This window comes from Paenibacillus sp. J5, from assembly GCF_054955055.1.
This window is the reverse complement of record NZ_JBUEDD010000003.1, coordinates 169297-183599: the sequence shown is the minus strand read 5'-3', so window position 1 is coordinate 183599 and position 14303 is coordinate 169297. Positions and strand designations below refer to the sequence as shown.

The 14303-nt window shown below is 54.7% G+C and carries 13 protein-coding genes; 7 read left to right on the top strand and 6 right to left on the bottom strand.

The genetic code is table 11. The features are described from left to right. Positions 1-2: 2 nt before the first annotated feature. Together ACY1JZ_RS06085 and ACY1JZ_RS06080 are read right to left on the bottom strand one after the other, a co-directional pair. Positions 3-689, bottom strand: a complete 687-nt coding sequence (locus ACY1JZ_RS06085) for a DUF1129 family protein (protein ID WP_462628495.1) — start codon at positions 687-689, stop codon at positions 3-5. Between the two features lie 52 nt (positions 690-741). Continuing rightward, positions 742-1080 (bottom strand): PadR family transcriptional regulator, encoded by a 339-nt coding sequence (locus ACY1JZ_RS06080; RefSeq protein WP_462628494.1) that lies wholly within the window; start codon positions 1078-1080, stop codon positions 742-744. Positions 1081-1621: 541 nt separating this feature from the next. Between ACY1JZ_RS06080 and trpB the strand changes: the two genes are divergently transcribed. Then, positions 1622-2785 (top strand): tryptophan synthase subunit beta, encoded by a 1164-nt coding sequence (gene trpB, locus ACY1JZ_RS06075; RefSeq protein ID WP_462628493.1) that lies wholly within the window; start codon positions 1622-1624, stop codon positions 2783-2785. 119 nt (positions 2786-2904) lie between these two features. Here the strand turns inward: trpB and ACY1JZ_RS06070 are convergent, their stop codons facing one another. Then, positions 2905-4662 carry a hypothetical protein gene (locus ACY1JZ_RS06070; protein WP_462628492.1) on the bottom strand — a complete coding sequence of 586 codons (1758 nt, stop codon included), beginning with the start codon at positions 4660-4662 and terminating at the stop codon, positions 2905-2907. A 460-nt stretch (positions 4663-5122) separates the two neighbouring features. On the opposite strand from ACY1JZ_RS06070, the gene ACY1JZ_RS06065 reads away from it, so the two are divergent. After that, on the top strand, positions 5123-5560 hold the full coding sequence (locus ACY1JZ_RS06065; RefSeq protein WP_270166580.1) for a DUF1641 domain-containing protein: 438 nt from the start codon (positions 5123-5125) through the stop codon (positions 5558-5560). Positions 5561-5597: 37 nt separating this feature from the next. Next, positions 5598-6776, top strand: coding sequence for an NAD(P)/FAD-dependent oxidoreductase (locus ACY1JZ_RS06060; protein WP_270166582.1), 1179 nt, complete (start codon positions 5598-5600; stop codon positions 6774-6776). Positions 6777-6911: 135 nt separating this feature from the next. On the opposite strand, the gene ACY1JZ_RS06055 is transcribed toward ACY1JZ_RS06060, so the two are convergent. Then, positions 6912-7343, bottom strand: coding sequence for a GNAT family N-acetyltransferase (locus ACY1JZ_RS06055; protein ID WP_462628712.1), 432 nt, complete (start codon positions 7341-7343; stop codon positions 6912-6914). Positions 7344-7417: 74 nt separating this feature from the next. Then, positions 7418-8401, bottom strand: a complete 984-nt coding sequence (locus ACY1JZ_RS06050; RefSeq protein WP_270166584.1) for a LacI family DNA-binding transcriptional regulator — start codon at positions 8399-8401, stop codon at positions 7418-7420. 300 nt (positions 8402-8701) lie between these two features. Between ACY1JZ_RS06050 and ACY1JZ_RS06045 the strand changes: the two genes are divergently transcribed. From ACY1JZ_RS06045 to ACY1JZ_RS06030, 4 genes are all read left to right on the top strand, one after another. After that, on the top strand, positions 8702-10021 hold the full coding sequence (locus tag ACY1JZ_RS06045) for an ABC transporter substrate-binding protein (protein ID WP_462628491.1): 1320 nt from the start codon (positions 8702-8704) through the stop codon (positions 10019-10021). A gap of 69 nt (positions 10022-10090) precedes the next feature. Beyond that, positions 10091-10975 carry a carbohydrate ABC transporter permease gene (locus tag ACY1JZ_RS06040; RefSeq protein ID WP_462628490.1) on the top strand — a complete coding sequence of 295 codons (885 nt, stop codon included), beginning with the start codon at positions 10091-10093 and terminating at the stop codon, positions 10973-10975. Beyond that, the gene (locus tag ACY1JZ_RS06035) at positions 10975-11802 is read left to right on the top strand and encodes a carbohydrate ABC transporter permease (RefSeq protein WP_462628489.1); all 828 of its coding nucleotides are present in this window, start codon (positions 10975-10977) and stop codon (positions 11800-11802) included. Before ACY1JZ_RS06040 ends, ACY1JZ_RS06035 begins: the two co-directional genes overlap by 1 nt. Before the next feature lie 19 nt (positions 11803-11821). After that, positions 11822-13348: a glycoside hydrolase family 32 protein gene (locus ACY1JZ_RS06030; protein ID WP_462628488.1), complete on the top strand. Its 1527-nt coding sequence runs from the start codon at positions 11822-11824 to the stop codon at positions 13346-13348. 266 nt (positions 13349-13614) lie between these two features. Here the strand turns inward: ACY1JZ_RS06030 and ACY1JZ_RS06025 are convergent, their stop codons facing one another. Then, entirely contained in the window at positions 13615-14262 is a 648-nt protein-coding gene (locus tag ACY1JZ_RS06025) for a hypothetical protein (protein ID WP_462628487.1), read from the bottom strand. Positions 14263-14303: the final 41 nt, after the last annotated feature.

The following is a 14303-nucleotide window of genomic DNA, read 5'->3' as shown; positions in this document are numbered from 1 at the left end:
CTTTAATCACGAAACAGTACTCGTTGCCCAAGCAGCCCCACAGCAAAGATTGCAAGACATATCCATGATGAGACACTCCATGTCGGGAGCCATTCCTTGCCGAATACAGCAACACAGACGATAGCTCCTATGAACACCGTATTCAGTGCGAAAAACAGCCACTTCATGCTCTGCTTCCCCTGCTTGAAGGTGCTCTTATGAACAACCGCAAGCAGCAGCCGGACAAACAGCAACGATGACAGGCCGATCGCTACAGGCACCATGAGCGGAATGTCCACGAGTTGACTTCCCTCCCCGTCACCTCCAAATGATCGGATCAGAGGGAACAGTCCTTGCACCAAGAAATACCAGGTCAAGGCGATCCAGGGCACCATAACAAGCAGCTTCAATTGTTCCTGCTTCCCTGCTCGGGGCAATTGCTCTATCAATTCCTTGCAGTACCCTTCCGGGTCCTCTCCGAACACCTCACGTGCACTCTTACCCCCATGCTGGGCCTCAATCAGATGTTGCAGCAGCTCCAGCAGCAGCTCCTCTCCTTGCCGTTCCTCCACTCCGCTGGTGCGGATATATACCATCATGTCACTGTAATAGCGTTCGTTATCTGGATGAAGCTGCTCCCGCAGCCTATTGTTCTCCTCAATCATATGCCGGATCGAACGCTGTTCATCGCGTACAGCATTTTTCTTCATCGGTACTCCCTCCCTATCGCTTTGGCATCATACTCCTGTTGGAAGTATCCTGTTAGCTCCCTTGCGCAAGCGTCTGATCCACGCTTGATCTCAGGTGAGTCCAGTTATGCCGGAATTGCTGCAATATACTTGCTCCCTCATCTGTCAGACGATAATATTTGCGGGGCGGCCCACCTGAACGTATATCTGACTTCATGTAGCCTTCAATCCACTTTTCCTTCTGCATACGCAGAAGCAGCGGGTAGATGCTGCCCTCGCTGACATAGTCGAAGCCACTGCGCTCCAGCAGGAGGCACAGCTCATAGCCATATACCTCATGCTTGTCGATAATGGCCAATATGCAGCCTTCAAGTATTCCCTTCAACATCTGTGTATAACCCGATCTGCTCATCCCTCTCCCCTCCTGCGCCTCGTATGATGATTAGCTATATTGCAATGCAAGGTAGTTAAGCTAACAAGATTAGTCCCCCTTATAAAGCGGCTTAACACGCTTGCAACTCCAATAGAGCGGAGTTCTGGTACATCGCACACCCATGGGTCGAGCTGCATCCACTGAATACCCAACCCAACAGTCGAATGCACTGTCTGGACAACATAACGAGCGGGTAAACCAAACTACCTTGTATTATCATATAGTTTAGGGTAGACCGCTCGTTTTGTCAATCCTGCCAGCAGCCGCCAGCTTCCTGTTCCGTCTATTACTGCTTCACTTGAATGGTCAACGCGTCGTTGCCCGGGCCTTGTTTGAGCGTGGCGCCAAGACCCTCCACTACAGCCCTTAGCGGGGCATAGGAGCAGGTTTTCCCGTACCAGAAAACTCGCCTCGTCCTCATTCGTCAATAGCCAACAACAAGCTTTGACAACCCTTTCATGTTCCATTACGATGTGTATAGAAAATAGTTCATTCAATCTATTGGAGGCGGATCGGTCTTATGGCTAACGAACAGGTTAAAGCAGGCTACTTCGGGGAATTCGGAGGCAGCTTCGTCCCGCCGGAGCTGCAGGAGGTGCTCGACTACCTCGGTGAGCAATTCTTGAAATACAAGGATGATCCCGAATTCAATGAGGAATTCCGTTATTACGCTCGCGAATATATCGGACGGGAAAATCCCCTGACCTATGCACGCCAGTTGACCGCCAAGTGGGGAGGCGCCAAGGTCTATCTGAAGCGCGAGGATCTGAACCATACCGGCTCGCATAAAATTAACAACGTGGTCGGCCAGATTCTGCTGGCGAAGCGTATGGGCGCCAAGCGCGTCATTGCCGAGACCGGAGCCGGTCAGCATGGCGTCGCCACAGCAACCGCCTGCGCGATGTTCAATATGGAATGCGTCATCTATATGGGAGCAGAGGACACCCGCCGCCAGGCGCTCAATGTGTTCCGTATGGAGCTGCTGGGGGCGAAGGTCGTGCCGGTAGCCAAGGGCCAGGGTCGATTGAAGGATGCGGTGGATGAGGCGTTTGCCGATCTCGTGCAGAACTATAAGCACACCTTCTATCTGCTCGGCTCTGCGGTTGGCCCTCACCCGTTCCCGACGATGGTCAGACACTTCCAATCGATCATCAGCGAGGAATCCAAGCGGCAGATTATGGAGAAGGAGGGCCGCCTGCCGGATGCGGTCATCGCCTGTGTTGGCGGCGGCAGCAATGCGATCGGCGCCTTCGCTCACTATATGGACGAGCCGTCGGTGCGGCTGATCGGCGTGGAGCCAGACAAGGCGCCTACGCTCACACAGGGCGTACCAGGAGAGCTTCACGGGTTCCGCTGTCTTGTCCTGCTCGACGAGCAAGGCAATCCGCAGCCGACCTATTCCATCGCGCCTGGACTCGATTACCCTGGTGTGGGGCCAGAGCATAGCCAGTTGAAGCTGTCGGGACGGGCCGAGTATGCTGCTGTCTCCAACGAGGAGGTACTGGAGGCCTTCCAGGAGCTGTCGCAGACGGAGGGCATTATTCCAGCACTGGAGAGCTCACACGCGCTGGCGTATGCCAGAAAGCTCGCTCCTTCAATGGGTAAGGATCAGATCATAATTATTAACCTGTCCGGTCGCGGCGACAAGGATGTGGAGGAAGTATTCCGCATGCTGCGCGGATAGTCGCTTCCAGCTTCATGCAGCAGCGTCTGCCGCATGATCCCACGCAACATCGAAGAGGCTGCGCCGCTGGCTTACATGCCAGACGGCGCAGCCTCTCTGTCTGTGCAGGAACGCCTCGATTAATGCGGGTAAGTATGAACGATGCCCATATCATAAGGCAGGCCATACTTACTGTCTGCCCGCGCAACTGCAAGCGTATCGCCCGCTTCATCCCAGCCGAGCGGCAACCCCGGACCGTAAGCGGCGAGCTGGCGTTCTGTGACGTCATACATCCATAGCCAGCCATTCTCTGTCTGCAATGCGATATATGAACCCTGCGATTGCGCGACAAGCCTCGCTATCTCTAATCCTTCGGGCAGTTGGCTCCTGATCTGCTTGAAGATGTCCTCGGATACCGCCCCTTCCATCGCTCGGGCTTCCTTGCTGCGGACATCAATTATGGACGCACCGTAATTCTCACGCTTATCCGGCACCGCAATTTCCGTTGCACTGATCCAGGACATCGGATACGGGAAAATAAATCCATCGCTTTTATTCATATAGGCTGCCTCTTCATGCTTATACAGCTCCTTCCCTGCCTGATCCAGCACCAGCAGATCCGCTGCAGAGCCAACAAAATCATCGGATGACTGCAGTACGGATACCCTCTTGCCATCCGGCGATGAAGCTACAGCAAAGATCGGCTTCTTGAATGTATGCAGCTTAACGACCTTACTTGTATCCATGTTGACCCGGTAGAGCGTCCGATTGCCATACACAGCATAGGTTGTGTTTCCTACATGCCGGTCAGAGAACAACACGTCGACGCCATACTCATTGCCATACGCACCGGCATTATTCGGCCTGTCGATGCGGATGCGTCGCTGCTCTTTGTGCTTGTTCACTCGTGTCTGGCTGCCATCAGCATGGTAGAACAGCCACTCCCCAGACTTGCCTGCACGGTCATACACGGGCTGCACCAGCAGCGTATCCTGCATGCCAATGCTGTCTTCATGCTGCCGTGACGGTGTGATCCAGCTCAGACGGTTCATTAGTCTTGACGTCCCGAGCGCAGCCTCGACAGCAGGGAGTTGATTCGCGTTAGCGAACCGTTCTCCCTCTGCTGTAAGCAGGCCCCCGAAGTGCAGCAGCACTGGCTGTGCAGGCGGCTCGGCGAACCGAATGAGGACACGCTGCGGATCTGTCCAGGCCAGCTCATACTCTGGCTGCATATGGCCGAGCCAGGCGGTCTGCCCGAGCGAGCGCTTCACAGCGGCAGCCACCGAATCCACCTGCAGTGGCCGATTCGCATAGACGCTGACGCCCTGCTCATCCAGATGGGGCTCGACCCGGAGCAGCGCCTCATCTCCACTCCCCCCCAGCAATACATCCAGCCAAGCCGTCGGCAGCGCCAGCGCTGGAGTGGCCTTCGCTTCGCCAGCTTCCTCTATCTCCTGCAGCAGCGCCGCGGCATCGATTCGAGCGGTTGAGCGCAGATCGCTGAGCCTATAATACTGAGACTCCCCTGCCGACAGGATACGCAGCCGGTAGTCCGTACCCATACCCGCCTCATCGGTTAACAGCCCATGCGCCCCCTCCTGAACGGCTGGCGCCTCGTGTATCCCCGCGATAACGACTGCGAGCTTCTGCGGATCGGATAAAGTGAATTGCCACGACGCGCTAGGCATGTCCAGCATCACCTCAATCGCTTCGATCTGCGGCTCCTTCGGCGCCTGCGGATCGGGCGGCGTCGGCTCCACGTTCAACGTTTCTGCCACGCCGTTCGCGTTCGTGCAGCCAGCCAGCAGAAGCAGGACCGTCGCCAGGACAGCGAGCAGAGCCGATCTTTCAGGCCGTTGCTGACCTCTGTTTCTCTCGGGTACGGATTTCATTGTCATTAGGCTTGAACCTCCCCAATTCCACATACTGTTCGGACTTTGTTTCCAGCTTATCCATATTCTCTATATTAACGGGATGAATGTCCATAATGTTACATGAGATATATAATTATATACGCCGATGTCCTAACGGGAAACAAATCATCATTCGCTCAAAAGTACACATCGGCTATTAGCGATTTCATGTATACAGGCTTACCTATCAAAATACGACAGCAATCTTTTCAAAAAATCATGCGAAATAACGCATATTTTATTAAATTTTGTCCAATTTTAAAATTATGTTTGCAGTTCAGACGAAATAGGAATAAAATGAACATAAATGTGATCAAGCCATTCTAATTCTATCCCTATTGTGAAATTTATCACAATTCATGGTGAAATGACGTGCAAGCGCCAGTTCGCTCGCACCGATAACAGAATGAGGATGGTTCATTCAAGCATGGGAGGCTGTTTTTTTATGTCGGAAACGTTAACGCAACAACCGGTAAATGAAGCTTCTGCAGGCGCCGCTCGCACGGAGCTGGACGTACTGGACCAGTTGATGAAGCCAGAGGTTCAGAAGTCCCTTACAGAGCTGGTAGAGCATCTGCCTAAGCTCGCAGAGATGGTCACCATCATGACCAAAGCTTATGACATTGCCCAGACAGTAGCTACAGACAAGGTGCTGATCGGTGACTTCAAGAATGGATTGGGCGAGTTTGTACAGCCGATCGCGGACAAAGCCAAGGGCATCGCGGCTGTTGCTGTTGAAGCAGGCGACCGTGCACAGGCAGAGCAAACAACTGTTGGCCTGTTCGGACTGCTCAAAATGCTGAAGGACCCGAATGTCCAAAATACGTTGCGCTATGCACAGGCGTTCCTGGCTGTACTGGGCGAGCGTCAGCAACAACGTTAATCGGAATATTGAACCAACACTTGAACGGAGGATAAGTATGTCGAAGCATATCGTAATTTTAGGCGGGGGCTACGGCGGGCTCCTGACTGCGCTGACTGCCCGTAAGCATCTCTCGGAGCAGGAAGCACAGATTACCGTCATCAATAAAATTCCTTCCCACCAGATCGTGACCGAGCTGCACCGTCTGGCTGTAGGCGGACTGGATGAGCGCAATGTCGCCCTGCCGCTGAACAAGCTGCTGAAAGGCAAGTCCATCAACCTGGTCATTGATACGGTTCAGAGCATCGATCTGAAGAGCAAGCAGGTTCGTCTGGCTGGCGGCAGCACAACGTCCTATGACAATCTGGTTATCGCCCTTGGCAGCGAGACCGCATTCTTCGGCATCCCTGGCCTGCAGGAGTATAGCCTGACCCTGAAGTCGGTCGAGGACGCGAATCGTGTCCGCGCTCATGTCGAGGCTCGAATCGATGCCTATGCAGCCTCCAAGAACCCTGCCGACGCTAACATCGTTATCGGTGGCGGCGGTCTGTCCGGCATCGAGCTGATCGGCGAGCTGGTTGACAAGCTGCCTAAGGTATGCGCGGAAAAAGGCGTGGATTTCAATGAGATCAGCCTGTACTGTGTTGAAGCAGCGCCTTCCATTCTCGCTGGCTTCGCCCCTGACCTGGTCGAGCGTGCGAAGGAAAGCCTGGAGAAGCGTGGCGTGAAGTTCCTGATCGGAATCGCTGTAACTGAAGTTCAAGGCAGCAAGGTGCTGCTCAAGGACGGCTCCTCCATCGAGACGAATACACTCGTATGGACTGGCGGCGTTACAGGCAATCCGCTCGTGGCTGAATCGGGCGTTGAAGTGAACCGTGGACGGGCAACGGTCAATGAGTTCCTGCAATCCACCTCCCATCCTGAGGTCTATCTGGCAGGCGACAGCGCGGTTGTATTCGGACCAGAGGGACGTCCATATCCGCCAAGCGCACAAGTGGCGTGGCAGATGGGTGAAGCAGTCGGCTATAACCTGTTCGCAACCTACAAGGGTCTGCCGCAGAAGGCCTTCGATCCGATCTTCTCCGGAACACTTGCGAGCCTTGGCCGCAAGGATGCCATCGGCACGATCGGCGGCAACCAACTGAAGCTGAAGGGAACACCGGCTACACTGATGAAGGAAGCGAGCAACGTGCGCTACCTCACGCATATTAACGGCCTGTTCTCGCTCGTCTATTAATAGCCATAGATACGTCAACAGCCTTCCAGACCACGACTGCGTGGTTTGGAAGGCTGTCTTTGTTGGACGGCCTGGCTCTGCCTCTTATGCGGCCCCAAGGCACTCAGCCATGGGCCGCTGCCTATGGCTGAGTGCCTATGGCAACTGCTTGACCATCGTCACATGAGGAATATTCTCCTCCAAGAAGACGTCGGATACGGTACGGAACCCCAGCTTCTCATAGAACGGCTCCGCATGCACCTGAGCGTTCAGCTTCAGCTTCCTGTGTCCTGCGTCTCTAGCCAGCTCCTCCAGCTTCGCCATCAGGACACGGCCTACTCCATACTTGCGGTACGCAGCAAGCACACAGATGCGCTCCAGCTTGGCTGCATCGTCCACCACGCGCAGACGAGCCGTGCCCGCAGGCTGACCCTCATGCAGCGCAAGGATATGGGTCGTCGCCGGGTCCACATCATACTCGTCGAACTCATTTTCCTCCGGTACGCCCTGCTCCTCTACAAATACCAGCTTCCTTATTCTAGAAGCCTCAGCAAACTGTTGCTCGGTTGTAATGTCTATTACCTTCATATCGTTTACCTTCATGTCGTTCCCCTGTCCCTTCTGAATCAGATTAGAGTACATCTCGGCCTTGAGCCGAGGCACTATGTTGTATCTCCAGTGATCAGCTCCACACCAACCACCGTATTGTTCAGCTCCTCCTCGCCCTCGATCAAGCGAATCAGGCTGGAGCACAGCATCTTGCCGATGCGGTCGATCGGCTGCTTGATCGTGGTCAGCTTCGGATTTTGCAGCATTCGTGTAAAGCTATGGTAATCATAGCCGACGATGCGCAGTTGCTCAGGCACACGAATGCCATGCTGTACCGCGTAAATATACAAGGCATAGGCCAAAATATCATTGCTGCAAAATACCCCGTCATACTCCGGCAGATGCTTGGACACTTCCTGATCAATGAAATCCCAGTAATACTCGAACGTCAGCTTGTTGGGCGCCCCTTGAATCACTCGATGTGGGAGATCATGCTTCATACAAACGAGCCGAAAGGCGTCTGTGCGCCGATTAGGGAGCAGGTCGAAGGTCAACGGCCCGGACACATGCAGCAGCTTCCGGCAGCCGCGAGCAATCAGATGCTCGGTCGCCAGCTCCCCGCCCTGAAAATTATCTGCGCCTACATACGGAATGTCCGATGAAATAATCCGATCAAACGACACAATCGGCATCTTGACCTTCTTGTATTGCTCCAGATCGAGTGTATGACTGCACATGACGATCCCATCCACCCGATTTTGCCGCAGCATGCTAATATAATTAGCTTCCTTATCTGAATAGCCTAATGAGTTGCATATCAAGAGCTTATAGTTTTGCTCGTTGGCATACGTTTCCACATAATGAATCAGTTCGGCAAAGAAAGGATGCTTGGAATCCGGCACAATCATACCGATCAGATCAGACTGGCTTCGCTGGAGCGCACGGGCGATCTGATTCGGATGATAATCAAGCGTGGACATCGCCTGCTCCACCTTGGCTCTGGTCTCCTTGTTGATATAGCCGCGATTATTAATGACGCGGGAAACCGTGGTCACGGAAACACCGGCTAATTTGGCCACTTCTTTAATATTGGACATGGTTCACTTCCTCTGCAGACTGCGGCGGCGGCGAGCCGCTGCGACAGCCGTTGATAAGCCTATGGGCTTAGTATACCATGAATTCAGATATTGACGCCTTTTTTATATGGTAACGTTACAACCTTCAATCATTAAGAATAAACCCTTTAATATCAAGCACTTCATAGAATAAATATATAGACAATCTCCATTTATGACGTTTTTATATGAAAACGATTGACATATAAATATCGAGTCGTTACAATAACTCATGAAAGCAGTTACAGTTCCATGTAGAACAACAAAGGGGAGAGTTGATCCATGAAATCCAAGCTTCTAACATTAGCTGCACTAACCCTTGCGCTCGGCTCCATATTGTCCGCCTGCGGAGGCGATTCCACTGGGAGCACAGACGCATCTTCTGGCGGCAATACCCAAGCCTCAGCAGACAAAACCTCGTTCTCTATCCTGATCGGCAAGCCAGAGATTGCCGAACAATTCGAGAAGACGACGAAGGAATATGCTCAAAGCCATAATGTTAGCATTTCCGTTATTCCGCTCGGCAATCAGACCGCCTATGAGAAGCTAGCGACCTTGTATGCCTCGAACAATGCCCCTACCATGATGCTGCTTGGTCAGGAAATTCCCGATATGACCGATAAGCTGGTCGACTTGAGCGATCAGCCCTGGGTTCAACATGCAAACGTTGGCACACTGGATTTTGTGAAGGATGGGGACAAAATTGTAGGTATGCCACTGACCGTTGAGGCCTTCGGTCTCCTCTACAACAAGCAGGTGCTCGATGAGGCTGTCGGCGGCAGCTTCGATCCGTCCACCATCCGCACCCGCGATAGTCTGAAGGAGCTGTTCGACAAGATTGAGGCCACAGGCAAGGGCGCGATCCATGTGTCGCCGATGGATTGGTCGCTGGGCGCTCACCTCTCCAACATCTTCTTCACTAACCAATCGCCGGATTCGGCGGAACGCCATGCCTTCCTTGACAAGCTGAAGTCGGGCGAGGCGGATCTGAGCGTCAATACGGTCTATAACGGCTGGGCAGACACCTTCGACCTGATGAAGCAATACAATCAGGCCAAAGGCTCTCCGCTCGCTCCGGTATATGATGACGGTACACTGGCGCTCGCAGGGGGCGAGGTCGGCATCTGGTTCATGGGCAACTGGGCCTACCCTCAGTTGAAGGAGGTCAACCCGGATGGCGAGTTCGGCTTCCTGCCTGTACCCATCAGCAACAACCCGGAGGATTACGGCAACTCGCAGATTTCGGTCGGCGTTCCCTCCTACTGGACGATTGACGCGACCACAGCAACCGCCGAGCAGCAGCAAGCCGCCAAGGAGTTCATGAACTGGCTCGTTAGCGACCCTGCCGGGCAGGACGCTTATGTGAACCGCTTCAATTCCATCCCGGTCTTCGACAACTTCACTGTATTGCCTGAGGATTCGCTGTCTGTAGCGATCATGAACTACACCAGCAGTGGTCATACTCTAGAATGGATGAACACGTACTATCCGGTTGGCGGGTGGGCCCAGATGGGCGCCTCCATGCAGAAATATTTGTCCAACACCATCGACCGCGCGGCCTTCACCAAGGAACTGCAAGACTACTGGGGCAGCTTGAAGTAAGCTGCCGCTACAGATGCCTCCCGCCCGAGGAACGGGCGGGAGCGGACAAGAAGGAGGCCTGATTACACCGTGTATACTGAAGAGAAATTTTCCAGCCGGGCAAGAGCGTTCCTCCTGTTCGCCCTTCTTCCATTGCTGGCCTTTGCCGCAGTGGTCGCCATTCCGCTGCTCCTCGGGGTCTATATGACCTTTACCGACTCCAGCGGAGGCGCTCTGACGACAACCTTCAACGGTGCCGCCTATTATACGCAAGCGTTCGGCGACCCGCTCTTTTGGCAATCGATTCTGTTGACACTTCAATATGTTCTGTTCAGCCTGGTGCTGACGAATGTCATCGCCTTTGTGCTCGCTCTGCTGGTGACCAGCGGCATGAAGGGACAGAACATGTTCCGCCTCGGTTTCTTTACTCCTAACCTGATCGGCGGCATCATTCTCGGCTTTATCTGGCAGTTCCTGTTCTCGCGCGTCTTCGTCTATTTCGGTCAGGCACTGGATATAGGATGGTTGTCCCACTCCTGGCTTGCCGAACCGACCAAGGCATTCTGGGCGCTCGTCATTGTCGGCGTCTGGCAAAATTCCGGTTATATGATGCTCATCTACATCGCAGGTATTCAAGGCATCGACAAATCGCTGCTGGAGGCTGCCTCGCTCGACGGGGCAACATGGTGGGGTCAACTACTCAAGGTGAAAATTCCGCTGATGATCTCGGCGTTCACGATCAGCCTGTTCTTGACATTGCAGCGCAGCTTTATGGTGTTTGATACCAATCTGTCGCTGACGAACGGCGGTCCATATCGTTCTACCGAGATGATCGCGATGCATGTCTATAATGAAGCCTTCAAATATCAGAATCTGGGCGCCGGGCAGGCCAAAGCGCTGGTGCTGTTCGTCATCGTCGCCATCATCGCGCTGGCTCAGGTCGGCATTATGAAAAGAATGGAGGTCGAATCCTGATGACTCTCCTGAGAAGAAGCATCGGGCCGCTCAAGTTCGTCTGCGTGTCGCTGCTGCTGCTGGTCTACATTTTCCCATTTCTGCTGATCGTCATCAATGCCTTCAAGACACGGCTCAAGGTCGTCTCACGCCCGCTCTCTCTGCCGGAGAGCCTAAGCTGGGACAACTTCGCAAGTGCCATGAGCAAGATGAATTTCGCCCACGCGCTAGGCAATTCGCTACTCATTACAATCGTCTCTGTCGTGCTGATCGTGGCGCTCTCCTCCATGCTCGCCTATTATCTGGTGCGCTGGAAGACCCGGACGAACGGTATCATCCTGATGGCGCTGGTCGCCTCGATGATCGTACCCTTCCAGGCGCTGATGATTCCATTCGTTACGATCTACGGGCAGTTCGGCCTACTGAACAGCAAGTGGATGCTCTGCTTTTATTACCTTGGCTTCGGCCTCAGTCTGGCAGCCTTCATGTACCACGGATTCATTAAGGGGATTCCGAAGGATCTGGAGCAGGCGGCCTATGTGGATGGCGCGTCACGGCTTCAGGTGTTCGCCCGCATCATCTTTCCGATCCTCGCGCCGATTACGACGACCATCGCTATCCTGGATGTGTTATGGATCTGGAACGACTTCCTGCTCCCTTCCCTGGTACTGCTGACGGAGGAGAATCGGACGCTGCCGCTGTCAACCTTTTACTTTTTCGGCAAGTACACCTCCAATTACAGCGAAGCGATGGCAGCTCTCGTGCTGTCGATTATCCCGATCATAATCTTCTATCTCGCGATGCAGCGACAGATTATTAAAGGCGTCATCGACGGCGCGGTCAAATAACACAGGTTGAGGTGACAAGATGAATCATCAGGATCGCATTGCCGCGGCCGAGAGCTCGCTCGCGCAGCACCGCTTAAGGGCAACGAACGGAGCCTGGTATCCGCAGTATCATGCCGCTCCGCCTGCGGGCTGGATGAACGACCCGAACGGCTTTATCTACTTTAATGGCGAATACCATCTGTTCTACCAGCATCACCCCTACTCGCCCCATTGGGACAATATGCACTGGGGGCATCTTGTCAGCAGTAATCTAGTGGACTGGCATCATGCCCCGATTGCACTCGCCCCCAGTGAAGCGTATGACCTGGACGGCTGCTTCTCCGGCAGCGCGATTGAAGTGGATGGCAGGCTCTATCTGCTCTACACCGGCAATGTGTGGACCGGCGAGAACCGTGATGCCGATCTGTTGCAGGTGCAGTGCCTCGCTGTAAGCGAAGACGGACGGCACTTCACGAAATATGCAGGCAATCCCGTTATTCGCTCAGCACCGGATGGCGACATCCATCCGCATCACTTTCGGGACCCCAAGGTGTGGCGGCATGATGGCCGCTACTATATGATTCTCGGCTCGCGCACGCTGGCTCATCAGGGTCAGGCGCTGCTGTATGCTTCGCCTGATCTCAAGGAGTGGAGCTTCGTCCAGGTGCTGGCGGGCGGCGTGGAGCCATACGGCTATATGTGGGAATGTCCTGACTTATTCCCTCTGAACGGGCAAGACGTGCTTATCTTATCTCCACAGGGCATGAAGCCTGACGCCGACAACTATCATAATCTGCATCAGTCCGGTTATTTCGAAGGGAAACTGAACTATCGCACCGGTCGTTACACCCATGGAGCCTTCACCATGCTGGATTATGGCTTTGACTTCTATGCGCCGCAGACGACGACGGATAGCCTCGGAAGGCGCATCATGATCGCCTGGATGGCGATGTGGGAGAGCGAGATGCCGGAGCGAGAGGAAGGCTGGGCCGGGGCGATGACGCTACCGCGCGAGCTGCGCTACGAGCAGGGACGGCTGCTCACCGTACCTGTGCCGGAGCTGGCGCGATTGCGTGCCGAGCTGTCGGAGACACCCCGACTGTCTGTAAGCGGCCCTATCGACCTGACGGAGCGCTTCGGCTTGTCCGGCGACGTCTACGAGCTGGAGCTGCTGTTGCAGACACAGGAGACGAGGCGCGTAGAGCTGCTGATGCGGGTAGACCCTGCTACAGGAGAGGAGACGCGACTCATCTACGATCAGGAGCAGCAGCGACTGATCCTTGACCGAAGCCGCTCAGGTCAAGGGCCGGGCGGTGTGCGCACAGCGCCGGTGCGCGCGGAGGACGGGCAGCTCCACCTGCGTATCTTCATGGACCGCTCGTCCATAGAGGTGTTCGCGCAGCATGGAGAGCTCGCGATGACCGCCCGCATCTATCCCGGCGCACAGGCAACGGGCATCCGTCTGGCAGCCGAGGGACGGCTGGAGGTTCTGGAGCTGCGCAAGTGGGCGCTCCACAAGGGGATGCACACAGATAGAGCCGAAGCACGTCGCATCCCGTCTGCTTGAAGCCCGGAAGTGCTAAGCCCAGCAGTGCTAAGCCCGGACAGACATCCCTCGCTCACCCAAGACCGTTCGTTCGTGCGCCTGCCGGGAGGACGGTCTCAATAGACAGCGTTGGCAGCACTTTCGCCTGCACACCTGGCAGCCTGCACACCTACACACCTGCACACCTGGCAGCCTAGAAGCCTGGGCGCTCGCATAGAGACAGCCACAGCCGCTCACGGGAACTTCCGCGCGGGTAGCTGTGGCTGCAGGCTGTCCCTATGCGTCAGCTAGAGCATGCGCTGCAGCGCCTCCCGGCTCTCCAGATGCTCCCATAGATGCACAAAGTGCGCGGCCTCCCCCTCCAGCAGCAGGAGCAGATCATCATTCAGTTGCGCCGGAGTCATCGGGTAGAGCGCCGCCTTTTTCAGATTAAGCATCCCATAAATCGTATCCTTCTGCTGCTCCGTGGTGGTGTCGGCGGCCGCGGTCATCAAGGCCAGAGCCGCGGCCGCGGTGCGCTTCTGAAGCTTCTGCGTTGCTTCCTTGAAGTAGAGCTTAATCAGATAACGCTGACCGTTAATCCGCAGACCCAGATCAGGCGTTGCTCGTACCGTAAGCCGTCCGAAATGCCAACTGGCTGCCTCCGGCTCGAACCATTCCAGCTCCTTACCGCGGCAGAACCATTTGTATTGACGCACTGCCTCCTCATAATGATGCCGCTTGTGCTCATTCGCCTCAACGATCACCTCGTCCAAACTGTCCAGATTCGCTCCTGTGCGCAGTTGGTGGCTGATGCCCCCCTTCAATTCCCGCCAAAAGTCATAGGCGGCATCGTATTCCTTATTCCGAATCTGCTTCACCTTGGTGATCTTCGATTGCCCACGTTTGAGAGTAAAATCTACGAATTGGGTAAAGCTCACTTCAATTTCCTGCATCCATCCGCCCTCCTTCCCTTCTGTACCCTAACAGTATATGG